Raw genomic sequence first — 18,479 nt, forward strand, 5'->3', positions numbered from 1 at the left:
CTAAGGCATAGAAGGTATTCTTCCAAAAAAGCAAGCTGTACCAATATATTCGGAATCAGGGTACACTTGATAGATAAGCTTAAGTCAGAATCCTGCTGTTCCAAGATGGAATATGGCGTTATTTGCTTCGCTGAGCCAATCCCTTGGTGCTAAAAAACTGCTAGTTTTGAGCACACAATAACTTTTAGATATTTTTAAGCATGAAAAATCTGCTTTACGCAAGCTTGGTGTTGGCTCTTACTGCTTGTGGCGACAAAGCAACGGAAGTTCCTGCAAATCAACTGGCAAGCAACGACTTCGAGTCGGTAGAAGGTTGGATGGGTGACAATACTCCACCTTCTTTAACCAGAGAAAAAGCTCATTCTGGGCTGTATGCTATCAAGGTAGATCCGAGTAACGAGTTTAGCATGGGGTACAACAACCTATTAGGTAAACTCAGTCCAAGTAGAATAAGCAAGCTTAAGCTTCATGCTTGGGTAAACGTGCCAACTGCGGGTTCAAATGTGCTATTAATCACACAGATAACAGATCCGGCTAAGCCTGGAACACCGCCCATCATGTGGAATGCTACGAAATTGTCGGAGCAGGCAAAAACTCAGAACAAATGGGTGGAGATAAACAAAGAGATTGAGCTTCCTGCCAACGTCATGTACACAAACCGAATTCAAGTGTATTTATGGCGCCCTGCTGGCTCAGAGACAGCATTTTTGGACGACTTAAGCATTGCAAAAGTCAATTAACGGCGGCTTTAAGACCTGAAATGGACTTAAGCTTGGAAGTGAAATAAGTATATCATCTGAAGTGTAGTGAGGTTGCTTCGCTTGTGAGTAGCTTACTAACCGCATCTTGTTAGAATAATAAGGCACTGCTAATCTGGTTTTTGTTCCGGATCAAGCAGTGCCTTATTAGAGTTAGGTGTTTGCTATACCATAGAGCCGCTCAATTGCTAATTCAGGCTGGCAGTTCTTTCACAATAAATTTTCTGGTTCATGATCCGACGCAGTACGCATCCCTATTCTTTAGTTACTCTGCTTGTACTGTGTATTTTAATGGTTCAGGCCCGGTTATGGGCTTCGCACTGGGATACGCGCAATGTGCTAGCTATTCTGACCTGGGACGCTATGGGCTATTACCTGTACTTGCCAGCAAAATTTATCTATAACGATTTATCGCACCTGCGCTTTGTACCTGATATAATTCGGGATTACGCTCCTACCACTAGTTTTTACCAAGCTTTTCCGGTTCCGGGAGGCGCCGACGGGACTATGGTAATGAAGTACCCGATAGGCATTGCCATTTTAGAGTCTCCTTTTTTCTGGTTAGGGCACTGGGCTGCTGGTTATACAGGCTACCTCCAAAACGGCTTTTCGGCTCCGTATCAGGTAGCTATTGCGTTTAGCGGGCTGACATACGGATTTCTAGGCCTAGGATTACTACGTCGGGTGTTGCTGCGCTTTTTCTCTGACGTAGTAGTTGCTCTTTCTTTTGTGGTTTTGGTGCTAGGTACCAACTACCTGCAGTTTGGGGTGTTTGACGCTGCCATGCCTCACGCCTACAACTTCATGTTGTTTGCCCTACTGCTTTGGCTTACGTGCAAATGGCACGAACAGCCCCGCCGTTGGCTTGCTGCTGCTATGGGACTTACGCTAGGCTTGACAGCCATTGTGCGGCCCTCCGACATTGTAGTGATAGTGGTGCCACTACTGTGGGGAGTGAGTTCCTTGGAAACTGCTCGTGCGAAGATCCAACTGTTGCTTAAGCGCTGGCCCGATGTAGTGCTGTTGGGGGTATTTTTGTTGGTAGGCGTATTGCCCCAACTGCTGTACTGGAAGTGGGCTACTGGCTCGTTTATCTTTTACAGCTACCAAGAGCAGACGTTTAGCTTCTTGAAGCCACATACGTTGAAAGTGCTGTTCAGCTTCCGGAAGGGCTGGCTGATTTATACGCCCTTAATGCTTATTCCACTAGCTGGATTTTGGGTGTTATGGCGTCAATATCGAGGTGTAGCTGTTGCCGTAGTTGTCTTCTTCCTAGTGAATTTATGGGTGGTATCGGCTTGGGATATTTGGTGGTATGGGGGTAGTATAGGGCAACGTGCCTTAGTACAGTCCTATGCAGTGTTGAGCCTACCGTTAGGTGCCGCACTAACGTGGGCTTTAGCACCAAGTCACCGTTCGTTGACAACCTGGTTGTTGGCTCCCGTGGTGGTATTGCTTATCGACCTGAATATGTTTCAGCACTGGCAATACATGACGGGCATTATTCATCCCGAGGAAATGACGCGTAGCTTCTATTGGGCCATCTTCAACAAGGCCGAAGTCACGCAAGATGATTATGCGTTACTGAACGTAGACACCCGCATTCAGCAAGTGACTCGGCACTACGAGCGCCGTACTATAGGATTGCTAGACTTCGAAAATCAACGACCATCCGATACTACTGGCGTCACCAATGCCCGAGGGTACGAGAGCCATCAGTCGGCTAATATTGGCGGAAAATATCCATACAGCCCTGCTCTAATCTTAAAGCTGAGCGATGCTGGTCTAACAACTGGACAATGGGTGCGAGCCTCTTGCCAAGTATATTCCGACTGGGGCGCCTGGAGCGACAAACTGGTGCTGACCTTGGAACGCGACGGCAAAGTAATCCAGTGGAATGGGGTAAGTCTCGTTACTCGAAACTCAGTAAACAAGGCTTGGAACGCCGTGTGGTTTGACTTGCCGTTGCCGGCTGATGTTCGCCCTGCTGATGAATTAAAAGTGTATGGCTTAAGCAGTAACGGTTCTCCCGCACAGGTCGATGACCTACGACTTGAATTATTGACTCCAGTCGCAACTACTAGTCGCTAACACCTATCATCAATACAGACCTCTGGCTTATCCTGAAATTATCTGCATGAAGTCACTCGCTTGTTATTTACTGGTTGTCACAATAGCATTAGTAGCGATTTTTCAAGCCGAAAAGTGGAAAGGCCACGATGTTATCATTTGGGATATGGCAGGTTACTATCAGTACCTGTCTAGTTATTTCATTTATGATGATATGGGTGATGGATCGTATACAGCCGTCACGCGGGAATACTATCGCCCCACCATTGACAGCCACTACGGTTTGATACCGGCGCCTAATGGCCGCAACGTAATAAAGTATACGCTGGGCTTATCGCTGTTTTACGCGCCAGGCTTCTTTGTTGCACATGCTATTGCCTTGCTCAACGGATCGGCAGCTGATGGCTACGCCTCTGTGTACCAAGAGGCTCTTGCTATAGTCTGTTTAATCTATGCCTTGCTTGGGCTGTGGATATTGCGAAAAGTTTTAAGCCAGTTCTTTGAAGACACTACGGTAGCGCTTACAATTCTTGCTATTGGCTTGGCCACCAATTTCCTCAACTACGCCACCTACGAGTCACCTACGTCGCACGGCACGCTATTTATGCTGAACGCAGGCTTGCTACTGCTCACGCGTAAATGGTTGGCAACATTCCGTTGGCGCGATGCCATACTAATAGGTATTGTATTAGGTTTGGTGGGCTTAGTGCGGGTTACAGAAGTATGGATGTTGCTGGTACCGGCTTTATGGGGCCTTACATCGTGGAGCGCCCTGCACGAACGTGGACGGCACTTGTGGCAGTATCGAAACCAAGTAATAGTTATGGCTTTGCTGTTTCTGTCAGTATTGTCGCTGCAGTCTTGGTTTTGGCATAGCGTAGGGGGGGCATGGTTTATCGACTCCTATCCAGGCGAAAGATTTGATTTCCGTCATCCTCATATACTCTTAGGCCTATTTAGTCCCCGCAAGGGCTGGTTGATTTACACGCCAGTCATGGCTTTGGCTATCCTAGGCATTTTCTTTATGCGGCGGCAGGTAAAAGAAGCATTGCCTGTAGCGCTAGTAATGATACCACTGGTGCTCTACGTTACATTCAGCTGGGAAGAGTGGTGGTATGGAGGCGGATTCAGCGCCCGGCCACTCATTGGTATCTACCCACTGTTGGCATTACCGTTAGCTAGCTTCTTCGATTGGTGCCGTCGTTCTAACGGTAAGCTCCATAGTGCTGCGTTTATCTTGCTGTTGTGTATCGTTCTCAACCTTACACAAACTTGGCAGTATCATTTAGGCATTCTGCATTGGTCAGATACCACCTGGGAAATGTATCGGGAGCGTTTCTTTTGGCTAACCTGGCCTACGTAAAGAAAGTGTTCTGTCTTATCACATATCGTCTAGCGCATCAGTGCCTGCTTAATCCAGATTACAGGGATTTTTAATTGTTTGCATGACTTTAGCCGACATGGCAAACACACAACTGTAAAGTCAAACAAGAGGGCAGCTTAGCGCTACTCTTACCATCACTAGTACCTTGTCAACTAATTGAACCAGTCATTAAAGACACTTCTTTTTGCCAAGCAATAGCAGAAGAAAAGTGCTTAGACTGGTATTCTCGACTTACTCCACACCTTTTGCTCTCAGAATAGTATGTTGCGAAACCCTTCTGCCATTTGTGTGCTTACCAGCTTGATGCTGGCCGGCTGTTCCCAAAGCCAAGATGCTGCTTCCAGCAATGAGTTAACATCCAGCGATTTCGAGCATTTCGACGGTTGGCTAGGGAATTCCGCTGGCGCTTTAACAAAGGATCAAGCTCATTCTGGCAAGTACAGTACTGTGGTGGCGCCTGGGCAAGACTATAGTTTGGGTTATAGCAATGAGCTTGGTAAGCTTTCGCCTAACTGGCCTTCCAAAATTACCGTTGGGGCCTGGATACTGTCGGCTGGGCAAACGAGCGCGAAGATGGTAATAGAGGTGAAACCAGGCAACGATAATCGTCCGCCATTGGTGTGGGAAGGTGTTGACCTATCCAAGGCGGTGACTACATTCAACAAATGGCAATATGTTGAGTCTACAATCACGATGCCTGCGGCGGCCAAGCCCACGAGTTTGTTGAAGGTTTACTTATGGGGGGCCAGTACTAGGCAGCCAGTGTACCTAGACGATTTGAAAATTTCTCTTGCCCAATAGTATGCAAGGCTAATTCAACACCTCTACGGGAATGCGTAAGCGCACTGGCCAATCCCGATAATTTTTACTGATTAAACAGATTTCGAAGGTGTAGTGCCCTGGTTGCTGGGGAGTTTGCAAAGCAATTGTTTGCATCCAGGGCTGCCATATGTCGAGCTCTAAAGGGGTTTCTAAAGGAGCAGCATCTGTCGGCCAATCATGGGGCTTGTAGAATGCTGTGCGGAGCAACGTTGGGTGTTCTACCTGTATTCCTGAGTGCAGAGGTTGTAGCTCCGTTGGAACGCTTACTCTGATTTGCACAGTATGCTGCCGATTCGCTCGAAGAGTCTTTGGCAACTCATTCACTAGTGCAAGGCTAACTCGTTGATGAGCTGTGATATAGGCGCCAAGTGCTGCTGTATCAGCAGGGGGCTGCGTGTTGAGGGTGCGGTAAGAAGTCGCCGGGAACCGACAATAGTTGGTCGGAAAGTTACTCGGGCTTAGCATTTCGAAGGGACCATGTAAGACAGTTGTCCCCCCCTCGGCTTCTAACCTTCTCAATTGATTGCTATCCTGTTCAGCACGCACCGTTTGTATCGAGTCGGGACCATGGCAGCCGCTGACCATCATTGTTTCGCACGCCAAAGCCCAGGAAGGCCAGCCAGTCCGCAGCTGATACGGATCTACATTGTTGGCGTACATAAGAAACTTGTGCTCTGGAAACTGGCGCGTATACGTAACCAGTTGGATCAGCCAGTCCCGGTACGCAGTGTGTGGAACATGCCGTTGCCATACCAAACCGAGTCGGGCAACTAAAACAAGCCCTAATAAAGTAGTTGCCCACGTTGCACCCCGCCCCTTCCATTTAGTTTCCAGGGCTGGCAATAGCTCTAGCGCAAAAGGAATAGCGACAAAAAGCGTAAGGGGCAAATACAGGTTTTCTAGATACGTGTCATCGCCATATTCAGGGTAGGATACATTGATAACAAAGGCGTAGCCTATCACTGAAACCCATACTAATAACAAGCGCAACCACGCCAGCACATTTCGTTGCCGGGCATAAAATACGGTGAGTGCAAGTAGCAGAGAAGGTAGCGCAATAAAGCTCTGACTACAAAGACGCCAGAAATTGGTGAAGCTAATTAGGGAGAAGTAATGTGGAAAGTATTGCGTTAGATTAGGCAAAAAGGTCATGTGGGTGGCCTCGTACGAGCCCGGCGGAATCAGCATAGCCCGTAGCTCATACATGGCAAGTGCCAGTAGTAGTAGGCCATAATATCCCCAATCTCTGAACCGCTGGTTCAATAGCCAATCATAAGCCCAAATGAAAAGGAAAGGCATGATGCTAAGGGGGTGCCCAAACACAAATACAGGCACTAAAGCAGCTAACGCCAGCGTACTAAACCGCCATTGAAGCGGTGCTTGCCGTGCAACGCCTCCGTAAAATAGTAGTAAGGCGGCAAGTGCTTGCGGTAGCTCAGATTGGGCCCAATAAAACGTGCGCGAAGCCAATAGCACGTAGAGCAGCGCTACTACCAAGGCTACCTGTTCATTGCGAAACCAGTAGGCGCAGATAAGCAATACTGTTAAATAATAGACGATAAAAACAACTGAGTACAAACGCAGTACAGCATCTAGTGGCCAGCCTGCTTTAATGGCCAGCAAAGTCGGCAATTGAGTGGCAATGGCTACAAAGCGCCGATTCTGGATAAATAAGGCTTTATCTTTTAAGTAGTAAAACAGATGGTACGCTAGGTCGGAGTAGGCAGCCCGTTCTAAGTAAAAGTGCCATGCAAACAGCAATAAAACGAGCATAACTGCTACAGCTAGGCGCAACGGGCCACGAGTAGCATAATGTTTAGGGAGCAACATATAACAGTTGTGAAGAGACGCCAAAGACGCTCCCTAATAAGAAGTAGCAGGAGAGACTGGCGACGTAAACTTAGCCAAACAAGCCGTACTTCACGATACAGTAGATGGCACGGAACCCGTCACGCCAACCTATCTTCTTCCCCTCTGCGTAGGTGCGACCATAATAGCTGATGCCTACTTCATAGATTCGCACGTCAGGTACCCGAGATACTTTAGCCGTTACTTCGGGTTCGAAGCCAAAGCGTTTTTCCTCTAGCTTCAAGCCCTGGATAATGTCGCGTCGGAAAAGTTTGTAGCAGGTTTCCATATCGGTCAGGTTCAAATCCGTGAACATGTTCGAAAGGAAAGTAAGTACTGCATTGCCGATGCTATGCCAGAAAAAGAGGATGCGGTGGGGCTTGCCTCCCATGAAGCGTGAACCAAATACCACGTCAGCAAAGCCTTTCAGAATAGGCTTAAGCAACAAATTATATTCTTCAGGGTCGTACTCTAGGTCAGCATCCTGAATAATTATGTAGTCGCCAGTGGCTTCGCGAATTCCAGTGTGTAAGGCAGCGCCTTTTCCTTGGTTTACAGTATGTTGGAGCAGCCTCAATCCCATGTCAGGGTAATTGGTTGCATATCTCTGGATAGCTTCCACTGAATTGTCGGTGGAGCAGTCATTCACCAGAATAATCTCCTTCTGAATATTGTTAACCAGTTTCAGCTCGCGTAATAAATCCAAAATCTGATGGATTGTACGGCCCTCATTATAGACTGGAATTACGATCGATAGCTTGTTGAAAGTGACCAAGGTGTTTAGGAAGTATTAAGAAAGTCAGGAAAAATAGAATGAAAGCAGTAATAATAGAAAGGAATCCTTTAAATATCTATTAGAATAGATTAAATAATGAATATCAATACTGATAGTTAGCTTTTTATAAGTACTATTTTGGACCTTTCGTACGCTTGCTAACTCACAAGTTGCCCGTTCGTCCACCATCTACCGGAACGTTGGTTCCGTTGATGTAGCCAGCCTCTTTTGAAGCAAGAAATACCACAGCAGCAGCTACCTCTTCCGCCTGTGCAAACCGGTTTGCTGGAATCAGTTTGCGCATGCTTGCTTCTACTTGTTCTACAGATTGCCCGGTTTGAGCAACCTTCTTATCGATGAGGGAAGTATGGCGTTGTGTGACAGTAGCACCAGGCAAAACGTTGTTCACTGTAATGCCAAAAGGGCCTACTTCATTTGCCAGCGTTTTCGCCCAGTTAGCTACTGCTCCGCGAATAGTGTTGGACACACCCAAGCCCGGTAGAGGCTGTTTCACAGAGGTGCTGATTATGTTGACGATGCGGCCATAGTTCCGCTCACGCATAGCAGGCATTAGAGCCTGCGCTAAGAGGTGATTGCAAATTAGGTGTTGCTCAAATGCTGCTCGAAAGGCATCGACTGGCGCTTCTATGATGGGGCCACCTGCCGGACCACCGGTATTGTTAACGAGTATGTCGAAGCCTGCTGCGTGCGTGACTAGGTATTCAGCGAGCCGCTGAGCAAGTAGATTAGGCTCCGAAAAATCGGCCACTATGTAGTCGTGAGACTGCCCTGTAGGGGTGGGTAGCGCGGTGGCTACCTCGCGCAGACGAGCTTCGTCGCGTGCTAGCAGCGTGACTGTCGCTCCATTGTTTGCCAGAGCTTCGGCCACGGCACGTCCGATGCCTTGGGTGCTACCACCTACTAAGGCTCGTTGAGATGAAAAGTCGAAATTCATGGTAAGAATACCTAAGTACGGGCTAAAACTAGGCAAATACTGCCTTAAGCGCACAACGCGACGAGGTAGAGGAGGGTCTTGTGAATGCGAATCGACCTAACTTGCTATGGTGGGAGCGTCGCGGTAGCCCATCTAATTCGTTTGTGCTTTGCTGCTCAGCTGTTGCGTGCAGAAGTAAGGGTTACGCTGCTGTTCACTTTTCGTGAAACTCGTCCGGCCGTTTCCTAGCTGTCTTGTGTGGAAGCTGCCGTACTGGTTAGCTAGTTTTGCGTAAGTTCAATGATGTTGCAGGAGCCAAATACGCTAGCAACCATTTCCTACTTAATCATTCCATGCCATGCCTGTTGCTCGGCCTTTTAACTTCCAAAAGTGGATCGATGAACACCGCCACCTGCTTAAGCCGCCCGTCGGCAATCAGCAGGTGTATAAAGACAATCAGGATTTTATTGTCATGGTTGTGGGTGGCCCCAATGCCCGCAAAGATTACCACTTCGACGAGGGCGAAGAACTCTTTATGCAAATTGAGGGCGACATTGTGGTGAAGATTATCGAAGACGGTAAACCGGTAGATATTGAAATCAAAGCCGGGGAAATGTTTCTGCTACCGCCGCGGGTGCCGCACTCACCACGGCGACCAGCCGGTACGGTAGGGTTGGTACTAGAGCGCTACCGCACAGCTGGTGAGCTAGACGGTTTTCAGTGGTACTGCGAAAATTGTGGCAACAAGCTCTACGAAGAATTTGCCGAAATCACGGATATCGTGAGCCAACTGCCTCCCATCATGAATCGGTTCTGGCAGGACGAGCACAAACGCACATGCCAGGTGTGCGGTACCGTAATGGCACCGCCTGCACCGGTAGCAGCTCCTGCTGAGTGATGTTTGCTCTTTTATCTTACGTGTAGCCGCGGCAATGCCTTCACCTCTTCCTTCCGCCGCCCCGCCTTCGTTGTTGCCTGCAAAGTCGCTTACTGTCGACATTCACACCCACATTTTGCCCGAGCAGTGGCCTGATCTGCGCGAGCGGTACGGTTACGGGGGCTTTATCCGGCTGGAGCATCACAAACCGTGTTGCGCCCGCATGATGCAAGACGACAAGTTTTTCCGCGAAATTCAGGACAACTGCTGGGACCCTGCCGTGCGTCTGCGCGAGTACGACGGATTTGGTGTGCAGGTGCAAGTACTCAGCACGGTACCAGTTATGTTCAGCTACTGGGCCAAACCACTGGATGCACTAGACCTGAGCCAACTGCTCAATGATCATATTGCTGATGTGGTACGGCGCTATCCAGCGCGGTTTGTGGGCCTTGGTACCCTGCCCATGCAGGCCCCTGATTTGGCCGTAAAGGAACTGGAGCGGTGTATGAAGATAGGGTTGGCTGGTATCCAAATTGGCACCCACGTCAACGATTGGAATCTGGATGCCCCGGAGTTGTTTGAGGTGTTTGCGGCGGCAGAAGAACTGGGTGCGTGTGTATTCGTGCATCCTTGGGATATGATGGCTCAGCAAAAAATGCCGAAGTATTGGCTGCCTTGGCTGGTGGGCATGCCTGCCGAAAGCACGTTGGCGCTTTGCTCACTGGTATTTGGAGGCGTGCTAGAGCGGTTGCCACGCCTGCGGGTGGCGGTGGCGCACGGAGGCGGCTCCTTTGCCAGTACCATCGGGCGCATTGAGCATGGCTTCAAAGTGCGCCCCGATCTGTGCGCGGTCGACAACAACGTAAACCCACGCCACTACCTGGGGCGCTTCTGGGTGGACTCCTTGGTGCATGACCCACTCATGCTGGCCTATCTGATAAAAACGCTGGGAACCGACAAGATTGTGCTTGGCACCGACTACCCATTTCCGCTCGGTGAACTAACACCCGGTGAGTTGATAAATTCTATGTCCTGTCCGGCTGCTGTAAAAGCTCGGATGCTCGGCCAAAATGCCCTTGATTGGCTAGGCCTGCCTGATTCGCATTTAATGGAAATTATGGCGGCAAGGTAGTAGTCTATCGGTGTACCTTTGCCTTTGATGACCTCTTTTGAACCTACTCCCGACTTCGCCGCTCAGCTAGATGCGCAGGACACGCTGCGTGAATTTCGCAACCAGTTCCATATTCCGCCGGGACCTGATGGGCAAGAAAGCGTATATATGTGCGGCAATTCTCTCGGATTACAGCCACGTACTGCTCGTGCTGCTGCCGAGCGTCAATTCATGAACTGGGAGGAGATGGCCGTGGAAGGCCACTTTCGAGGCGATACGCCCTGGATGAACTTCCACGCGCGGCTGGCCGAAGCTACGGCGCGTGTAGTGGGAGCCAAGCCGCTGGAAGTGGTGGTGATGAATAACCTGACTACCAACTTACACCTGCTGCTTGTTTCCTTTTACCGGCCCACCATCTCCCGGTATAAGGTGCTGATGGAAAGTGGCGCGTTTCCTTCTGACCAATACGCTCTAGAATCGCAGGTGAAACTGCACGGCCTCAGCCCCGACAATACTATTGTTGAACTGGCGCCGCGTCCCGGCGAGCATACCTTGCGTACGGAAGACGTTGTGGCCAAGATCAATGAGTTAGGTGGTTCGTTGGCTACCGTTATCATGGGTGGGCTCAACTACTACACGGGTCAATTCTACGATATGGCAGCTATCACGCAGGCTGGGCACGCAGTAGGGGCCAAGGTTGGTTTCGATTTGGCCCACGCCGCTGGCAACATCCCGCTGCATCTGCACGATTGGGACGTGGACTTTGCTTGTTGGTGCACTTATAAGTATTTGAATTCGGGACCGGGTGGGGTAGCTGGCGCTTTTGTACACGAGCGGTTCGCGGATCAGCCAGAATTGTTGCGCCTAGCCGGTTGGTGGGGCCACGACGAAGAAGAACGATTCAAGATGCGCAAAGGCTTTCGACCCATGCGCGGGGCGGCCGGTTGGCAGCTTTCCAACAGTTCGATTTTGACCATGGCCGTACACGAAGCTGCTTTAGCGGTGCATGATGCTGCCGGCGGAATGGCAGCCCTGCGTAGTAAGAGTGAGTTGCTTACGGGCTATCTGGAGTTCTTAATCAAGCGTCTGGAATTGCCAGAAACTCAGCTTGAAGTCATCACGCCCACAAATCCGGCCGAGCGAGGCTGCCAGCTCTCCTTGCTGGTGCATCGGAATGGGCGTGAACTATTTGACCACTTGATGGCGGCTGGTATCATTGGCGACTGGCGTGAGCCCAACGTGATTCGGCTGGCCCCAGTACCGCTCTACAACTCATTTCAGGATGTGCAGCGAGTGGGTGCCGCGCTTGCGGAATGGGCCGCAACGCAACGTTAAGCATCATTCGCAAGTCGTTGATGCCCATTGCAGCTACTTGTACAGTCGTACGAGTAGCCAAGCGCAAGTGTTAGAGCAAGAGATAATTGATGGCAGCGTACAACATTTCGGGCATTATTCATCAAGCAGTGGTGTTTTACGTTCTATTACCTAACTCCTGTCGTTTTTCTATTGAAGCATACTGCCATGGCTGATGAATACGCGGAGAAAATGTCCCGCAAACCTCTTTCTGAGCTGTTGCTTTACGTGCAAAACCGCGCTGAATACCGCGAGGATGCTGTCTTGGCGGCCCTCGACGAACTAGAACGGCGCGGCGAACATCCTGCTGAGGCGGCCACTCTTCGGTCCGAATTGGGACCTATTGTTGAGCAGCAACGGCAGCAGAGGGCTGCAGCTGTCATAGCTAAGCCAAGTGTAAGAGACGATGCTGATTCGGCGCAAGACGAAGAGGAAGCACCAGCTCTCTACTCACCGGGCACTATCGTGTTGTTTTCAATTCTGCCCATATCGATGATGATAGGGGGCGGGGTTCTGTTAGGCATCAACTTATTTCGGCTGCGGCGCATGCGTGCCCTTCTGGGCTTGATCGTGTTCATTGTCGTGTACATGATGGTTGGCTCTCAGATTCTGACGTGGGCTATTCTACAGCAAGGACTAAACCCGTTTCTGGGTAGCTTGCTTTTCAACGTTCCTGCTGTACTAGCTTACCTGTTGTGGTTCTGGCCGCGCTATGTACATACCGACAACTACCGTAGCAAGAGCATTTTACCGCCCATTTTGATTTGCTTTTTGATTGTATGGGGCCTGCAATTGGCAATGCCATACATTGTCAAGCAGCAGCCCAAGGAAGTGCAGGCGAAAATGGAGAAGATGATGGAACGGTAGCTTGCCTTACTGCTAGAAGTTGTGCCTCTCACCCGTATTCCACTACCGCACGCCGACGTACTGCTCGACCCCAATTTTCTCGCCCCCGATGTGGCAGCTAGCTTGCTAGAAGAGCTAACTAACACCATTGCCTGGCGACACGAACCGATCAAGCTTTTCGGGAAGGAAGTAATGCAGCCCCGCTTAACTGCTTGGCATGGCGACCCAACTGCCCGCTATTCCTACTCTGGTATAGCGCTGGATCCGCAGCCCTGGACGCCTGCTTTGCAACTGCTGCGGGAGCAAGTACAAGCTGCTACGCAGGCCCACTTCAATAGCGTCCTGCTCAATCTGTACCGGACCGGTCAAGACAGTATGGGGTGGCATGCCGACAATGAACCCGAACTCGGACCCGCGCCCATTATTGCGTCTGTAAGCTTGGGCGCCACCCGCCGGTTTCGCCTGCGGCCACGCGACCCGCAGTATTCTTCTCATAGCCCTATTTCTTTGGATTTGCCCACGGGTAGCCTGCTGCTGATGCGTGGCCCTACTCAGCAGCATTGGCTACATGCAGTACCCAAAACGGTTCGTCCTACCGCGCCGCGCCTAAACCTTACATTTCGGTTAGTGATGAACGGTTGACTTTTGCCAACTAAGCCAGCAAGCACAAGGCATTCTAGGGATGCTCTAAATCAGATTAGGCACTACGGCAGATTACTAGATACAAAAAGGGCCGCGCAAGTTGCGCGGCCCTTTTTGTATCTGACTACTTATCAGTTATTTGAGGTTGACAAGCAAACCTGCAAATACCAAGCGTCCAATATTAGGAGCACCATACACTTGCGTGTTCGTCTTATCTAAGAGGTTTGAGCCGCCTACTTGGAACGTAGTGAACAGCTTTGGTACCTCGTAGCCTACGTACGCATCCACAGTACTGTAGTCCTTCAGCTCACCCACTGCAAAAGGCTGCTCGTAGAGGTGGCCCTGCGCCCAGCGGTAGTTCACCGCATAGGTTACATGCCGCGCTACTACACCGTTAGCACCTACATTGTACTTGTGCTTGGGCGTGTTGAAGAACGTTTGAAAGTTCGCGGGCAGGTTGCTACGATCTAATATGTTGAGAGAGTAGTTTGCTGTCAGCGTGAGCGGCGCCATTACGCTGTAGCTTGCACTCACGGCAGCACCCTTCGTGCGCACTTCCTGGCTGGCGTTGGTCCAAACCTGCAGCACGCGGGTTTGGGAGCCTTGGTCCTGGAAAGGTACACCAGCTGGCGTTAGTCGCGGCCGGGCAAACTCAGCGGCTAGCTGTGTGTCTGTTGGGCGGCTACCGTCGCGGTTGCCAATGAAACGCTGAGCGCCGATGAAGTCATTGTAGTAAGACTGGAAGTAGTTCACATCAAGCGCTAGCTTCTCTCCTATAGTGCCTTTGTAGCCAACTTCATACGTGCTTAGGCGCTCTAGTTTTAAAGGGGCAGCCTCAAATTCAAACGATGCCAACGACGCGCCAGGTGTACCGAACTGCTGACCAGCCGCATTAGTAGTGCTATAGCCTTGGAAGCCATTGTTTACGTTGCCGAGCAGTACTACCTGGCCTACGTCGAGGCGGATATACTGATCGAGCTGAGTGGGGGAGCGGAAAGCGCGGCCGTAGGAGGCGCGGAAGTTGTGCTGCTTGTTGGCGCCAGCTGAATATACGGCCGAGGCCCGCGGCGAGAAAGCAGGCTTGAAGTTCTTGAAATCATCGACGCGGCCAGCAGCGGCTAGCTTCAGGCGCTCAGCAAACAGCTTGTGCGTCAGTTGAGCATAGCCACCCAGCTCGTGGTTTTGGATGCGCCTGTTATCATCGGAATACAGGTTGCCATTTGAACCTAGGCGGAACTTGCGGTAAGCTGCGCCCATAATCAAGTCGGTGTTTTTGGCGACTGGCAAGTTGTATTGCGCGTTCCCTTCGTTCAACAAAGAGCTTGGGTTGAGCCGAGCCCCACGGCCTGGCGTGGCATCGTTGATGATTTGGGTGCGTAGCTCCTGAAAGCGAGGATCAGTGGAGCTAAGCTGAGTGGCGTTGGCAGCCTGCTGAGCACGGTCTAAAGAGCCCGTTGCACGGAAGGTGCCTATATAGGTTTCATAGAAACGGCTGGCATACGTCTCAGTTGGACGAGCCGTGTTGCCAGTAGGAGAGGTTTGGATGAAAGAGCCCAAGAAGCCTAAATCATACGATTTGCCTCCGAAGTCCTGCACCGTTTGACCACGCAAAAACCAGCGTGTGCCTTTGATTTCGCCGTGCAGCTGATTGCTGCCGAAATCACGGAAGCGGTAGCGGCTACTGCTCTGATAGCTGGACGTGCCGCGGCTGTAATTGAAGCCCACCGTCATTTTTACGCTGTTTGTAAGCAGGTACGAAAGCGAGGGGTGAATCTTCAATGACTTGGCCTTATCGTCTTTACCTAGCAATTCTTGCTCGGTAAAGCCGGGCATGAACACAGTCTTACCACGCAATGCGGCCGGGGTGCTAGCGTAACTTGGGTCGGATGGGTTGTTGGTGAACGTGAAGCCCCCCACATCACCGTAGCGGTTGACGGCGTCGTAGTTCAGATTAGAGCCTTGTTCGTTGTTGCGACGCTCCACAAGTTGGCTGGTCGCAGCGTAGTTGCTGGCCAACCAGTCGTCGGCTGTCAGGTAAGACCCTACTACTTTGAAGGCGAGTCTTTCGGTTAGCTTTTTGGCGTAGCGTACCTGGCCGTCGAAATAACTGCGTTGGCCCCCACGGAGTCGTACGCTCAAGCCCTCACTCACAAACGGGTCTTTCGAGTTGAGTAGCAATACGCCGTTGAAGGCATTGGCTCCGTACAGTGCTGACGCTGGCCCGTGGATAATTTCAATGCTTTCTACGTCTAGCTCCGACAAACCCGTCAGGTTGCCAGTGTTCACGTTAAGGCTAGGCGACTGAGTATCAAAATAATCTGTCAACTGAATCAAGCGCTCCGACTTACCCGAGTTAAAGCCTCGGGTGCTCAGCGAGTTCATTAACAGGCTACTGCTGTTTACATCGATGCCCTTGTACTGGTTGAGACCCACCTGTAAATCGGCAGTTGGAATACGCTCTACTTGTTGCGTATTCAGTTTTTCAACCGTGACGGGCGCTTGCAAAATGCCTTCCTCTACCCGGGAAGCCGAAGCAATTACTTCGTTGGTAAGGGTGGTGTTTTGCTTCAGCTTCACCTGCACCGCGTTGTCTGGCTGCGACAGAGACACCTCACGGCTTTCGTAGCCTACAAACGAAACGGACAGGACCACTGGAAGCTGTGAGAAATCAGCTTTAAGTATGAATTTGCCTTCGTTATTTGTGCTGCTTCCTATAAAAGTGCCTTTGATAAATACTGTTGCGCCAGGTATTGGTTCGCCCGCTTCATTCTGAACGATTCCGCTGACAGTAACTGCGTCTTGTGCCTGAACAGTAGTGGCTGCAAAAGCTGTAAAAGCCTGTAAAGCAGCAATATGGTAAAATTTAGCCATTAATTAAATGAGCAAAAGGTGAGGTTTGATAATAGGTCGGCATCCAAATATTTCGTAAAAGTAAAGTCGTTACGGCTTAAAAGCAAGGAAGTTGTATATTAGAAAAGGTAAAACAATTGCATTGTGTAATAGCTGAATATATTTTATAATAATATCAATAAATTGCTTGTTCTAGAGCTCTTGCATAATTGATGCCAATAAAAAACCGCCTGAAGGCGGTTGTTGCTAAATAAGCATCAAGAGCAGGGGTATTTCCTTTGGAATTAGTACCGGATATCAGGGTGTCCACCTAGGTTAGAGCATTCGCTGTTGCCAATTAAAAATTCGCCGATGCGAAATACTTCCCCCGATTCCTGCTCAGCTGATTCGGGTGCATGGGTAGAAGCCGAGTTGCAATCTTGAAGGTCGAATACAACAATAGGCATGGTAGTGGGTGGTTGAGTTGGAGGGAGTGAATCAGCCACAACGAAACAAGAGTATAAGATGAAGGGCTTGATTGTTGAGCTTAACGAAGAAGAGTGTGGTCAGCCTTTAGGGATTGTTCAACTGCTTCGTTTTATAATTCAAATCTAAACGGCGTATGCGTGCGCAGCCGCGGATTACGATGACCCGGTACGAAATCAAGTCGAACCATTAGGTTTATCCGATGAACTGCTTTTCGCTGGAGATGCCAAAATCGATGTTGAACAACTAGCTTCGCCGCTCTTACCGTATAGGTCATCTCTATGTCTGACGCCACCACACCTACCGCCCTACCTGCCGGAACCTCTACCGAACAACTCACGCTTATGGGCGCGGGCTTGGTGGGGTCGCTGCTTGCGCTCTATTTGGCCAGACACGGCCACCGGGTAGATGTATTTGAGCGCCGCGCTGATCCACGGTTGGCGGGGGCGCTGGAAGGTCGGTCCATCAATCTGGCCTTATCCGACCGTGGGTGGCGGGCTTTGGAAGGCGTGGGCATTGGCGAGGAGGTGCGTCAGGTGGGCATTCCGATGTATGGCCGTATAATGCACGACCAGCGCGGCCAACTCACCCATCAGCCGTACGGGCAGGATAATCAGGCCATTTACTCGGTATCGAGGGCTGGCCTAAACCGCAAACTTTTGGATTTAGTGGAAGCTGAGCCGGGTGTTTCCCTGTACTTCAACCAGCAATGCCTGAATGTAGACCTGCGTGAGCATACCCTTGAGTTGCGCGATGCTGTTACGGGAGAAGAACAGGTACGCCCATTCCGCCGGTTGTTCGGTACTGATGGAGCCTATTCGGCCGTGCGGGGAGCAATGCAGAAAACCGACCGCTACAATTATTCCCAAAGCTACCTTGAGTACGGCTACAAGGAGCTGCATATTGCGCCCGGACCCGATGGCACTTGGCAACTCGAAAAACATGCCCTGCACATTTGGCCGCGCGGTCAGTACATGATGATTGCGCTGCCCAATCTGGATGGGTCGTTCACGTGTACGCTGTTTTTTCCTTACGAAGGTCAGCACTCCTTTGCGGCGCTGCAAACACCAGCGCAAGTGCAGGCTTTCTTCGAGGAAGTGTTTCCGGATGCCGTGCCGCTTATGCCCGAACTGAGTGCCGACTTTTTTGAAAATCCTACCGGTTCTCTCGTCACTGTACGCTGCTTTCCGTGGGCTTTCCAGGATGACGTACTTTTAATTGGGGATGCTTCGCACGCCATTGTGCCCTTTTATGGGCAAGGCATGAATGCTGGCTTCGAAGACTGCTCGGTCCTCAACGCGCTGCTAGACCAATATGGCACCGATTGGCATACCATCTTCCAACGGTTTCAAACCATGCGCAAACCCGATGCCGACGCCATGGCGGACTTAGCCATCTACAACTTCGAGGAGATGCGCGACCGGGTAGCTGATCCTCGGTTTCTGCTGCAGAAAAAGATAGAAAGCAAGATTTCGGCGCGGTACCCAGGCCAATGGCTCCCGCTGTACTCGCAGGTTACGTTCTCGCACATTCCATACGCCGAAGCGTTGGCTAACGGCCAGCGGCAGGAACGCATTATGAGCCGCTTGATGCCCTACATCCAAACAGAAGCTGATTTCGAGCGAGATGAAGTGCAGAAACAACTACGTGAGGAAATGAGCAAGCTAAACTAGTGCCGAACTGCCCTCAGCAAGCTAATTCGGCTCCAGCTCACACCTGAGCTGGAATATGCGCATTCAGCACC

Annotated in this window: 15 protein-coding genes; 10 read left to right on the forward strand and 5 right to left on the reverse strand. The window is 50.5% G+C overall.

Annotated elements, in window-relative coordinates; genetic code table 11:
• Window positions 1-200 precede the first annotated feature (200 nt).
• The 4 genes from P1X16_RS15145 (at window position 201) to P1X16_RS15160 (ending at window position 5,013) form a co-directional block, all read left to right on the forward strand.
• A complete protein-coding gene (locus tag P1X16_RS15145; protein ID WP_277230622.1) occupies window positions 201-740 on the forward strand; it encodes a hypothetical protein in 540 nt (179 codons plus the stop codon).
• 309 nt (window positions 741-1,049) lie between these two features.
• On the forward strand, window positions 1,050-2,849 hold the full coding sequence (locus P1X16_RS15150; RefSeq protein WP_277230624.1) for a hypothetical protein: 1,800 nt from the start codon (window positions 1,050-1,052) through the stop codon (window positions 2,847-2,849).
• A 46-nt stretch (window positions 2,850-2,895) separates the two neighbouring features.
• Window positions 2,896-4,191 (forward strand): hypothetical protein, encoded by a 1,296-nt coding sequence (locus tag P1X16_RS15155; RefSeq protein WP_277230627.1) that lies wholly within the window; start codon window positions 2,896-2,898, stop codon window positions 4,189-4,191.
• Between the two features lie 309 nt (window positions 4,192-4,500).
• Window positions 4,501-5,013: a hypothetical protein gene (locus tag P1X16_RS15160; RefSeq protein ID WP_277230629.1), complete on the forward strand. Its 513-nt coding sequence runs from the start codon at window positions 4,501-4,503 to the stop codon at window positions 5,011-5,013.
• Between the two features lie 9 nt (window positions 5,014-5,022).
• Here P1X16_RS15160 and P1X16_RS15165 read toward each other — a convergent pair whose 3' ends face one another.
• The 3 genes from P1X16_RS15165 to P1X16_RS15175 all read right to left on the reverse strand — a co-directional run bounded on the left by P1X16_RS15165 (window position 5,023) and on the right by P1X16_RS15175 (window position 8,612).
• Window positions 5,023-6,807, reverse strand: a complete 1,785-nt coding sequence (locus tag P1X16_RS15165) for a hypothetical protein (RefSeq protein WP_277230632.1) — start codon at window positions 6,805-6,807, stop codon at window positions 5,023-5,025.
• Between the two features lie 127 nt (window positions 6,808-6,934).
• Window positions 6,935-7,657 (reverse strand): glycosyltransferase family 2 protein, encoded by a 723-nt coding sequence (locus P1X16_RS15170; RefSeq protein ID WP_277230635.1) that lies wholly within the window; start codon window positions 7,655-7,657, stop codon window positions 6,935-6,937.
• Window positions 7,658-7,820: 163 nt separating this feature from the next.
• The gene (locus tag P1X16_RS15175; RefSeq protein WP_277230638.1) at window positions 7,821-8,612 is read right to left on the reverse strand and encodes an SDR family oxidoreductase; all 792 of its coding nucleotides are present in this window, start codon (window positions 8,610-8,612) and stop codon (window positions 7,821-7,823) included.
• Window positions 8,613-8,949: 337 nt separating this feature from the next.
• Here P1X16_RS15175 and P1X16_RS15180 point away from each other — a divergent pair, with 337 nt between their 5' ends.
• The 5 genes from P1X16_RS15180 to P1X16_RS15200 all read left to right on the forward strand — a co-directional run bounded on the left by P1X16_RS15180 (window position 8,950) and on the right by P1X16_RS15200 (window position 13,420).
• Window positions 8,950-9,489, forward strand: coding sequence for a 3-hydroxyanthranilate 3,4-dioxygenase (locus tag P1X16_RS15180; RefSeq protein WP_277230640.1), 540 nt, complete (start codon window positions 8,950-8,952; stop codon window positions 9,487-9,489).
• A 34-nt stretch (window positions 9,490-9,523) separates the two neighbouring features.
• A complete protein-coding gene (locus P1X16_RS15185; RefSeq protein ID WP_277230643.1) occupies window positions 9,524-10,600 on the forward strand; it encodes an amidohydrolase family protein in 1,077 nt (358 codons plus the stop codon).
• Window positions 10,601-10,627: 27 nt separating this feature from the next.
• Window positions 10,628-11,914, forward strand: a complete 1,287-nt coding sequence (kynU, locus tag P1X16_RS15190) for a kynureninase (protein ID WP_277230646.1) — start codon at window positions 10,628-10,630, stop codon at window positions 11,912-11,914.
• A 186-nt stretch (window positions 11,915-12,100) separates the two neighbouring features.
• Entirely contained in the window at window positions 12,101-12,799 is a 699-nt protein-coding gene (locus P1X16_RS15195) for a hypothetical protein (protein WP_277230649.1), read from the forward strand.
• A 21-nt stretch (window positions 12,800-12,820) separates the two neighbouring features.
• The gene (locus P1X16_RS15200; RefSeq protein ID WP_277230652.1) at window positions 12,821-13,420 is read left to right on the forward strand and encodes an alpha-ketoglutarate-dependent dioxygenase AlkB; all 600 of its coding nucleotides are present in this window, start codon (window positions 12,821-12,823) and stop codon (window positions 13,418-13,420) included.
• 135 nt (window positions 13,421-13,555) lie between these two features.
• Here the strand turns inward: P1X16_RS15200 and P1X16_RS15205 are convergent, their stop codons facing one another.
• Together P1X16_RS15205 and P1X16_RS15210 are read right to left on the reverse strand one after the other, a co-directional pair.
• On the reverse strand, window positions 13,556-16,291 hold the full coding sequence (locus P1X16_RS15205) for a carboxypeptidase-like regulatory domain-containing protein (RefSeq protein ID WP_277230654.1): 2,736 nt from the start codon (window positions 16,289-16,291) through the stop codon (window positions 13,556-13,558).
• 263 nt (window positions 16,292-16,554) lie between these two features.
• Window positions 16,555-16,716, reverse strand: a complete 162-nt coding sequence (locus P1X16_RS15210) for a hypothetical protein (RefSeq protein WP_277230657.1) — start codon at window positions 16,714-16,716, stop codon at window positions 16,555-16,557.
• A 300-nt stretch (window positions 16,717-17,016) separates the two neighbouring features.
• Between P1X16_RS15210 and P1X16_RS15215 the strand changes: the two genes are divergently transcribed.
• Entirely contained in the window at window positions 17,017-18,408 is a 1,392-nt protein-coding gene (locus P1X16_RS15215; RefSeq protein WP_277230660.1) for an NAD(P)/FAD-dependent oxidoreductase, read from the forward strand.
• The last annotated feature ends 71 nt before the right edge of the window (window positions 18,409-18,479 follow it).

Source organism: Hymenobacter sp. YC55, from assembly GCF_029433095.1.
Taxonomy (GTDB): domain Bacteria; phylum Bacteroidota; class Bacteroidia; order Cytophagales; family Hymenobacteraceae; genus Hymenobacter.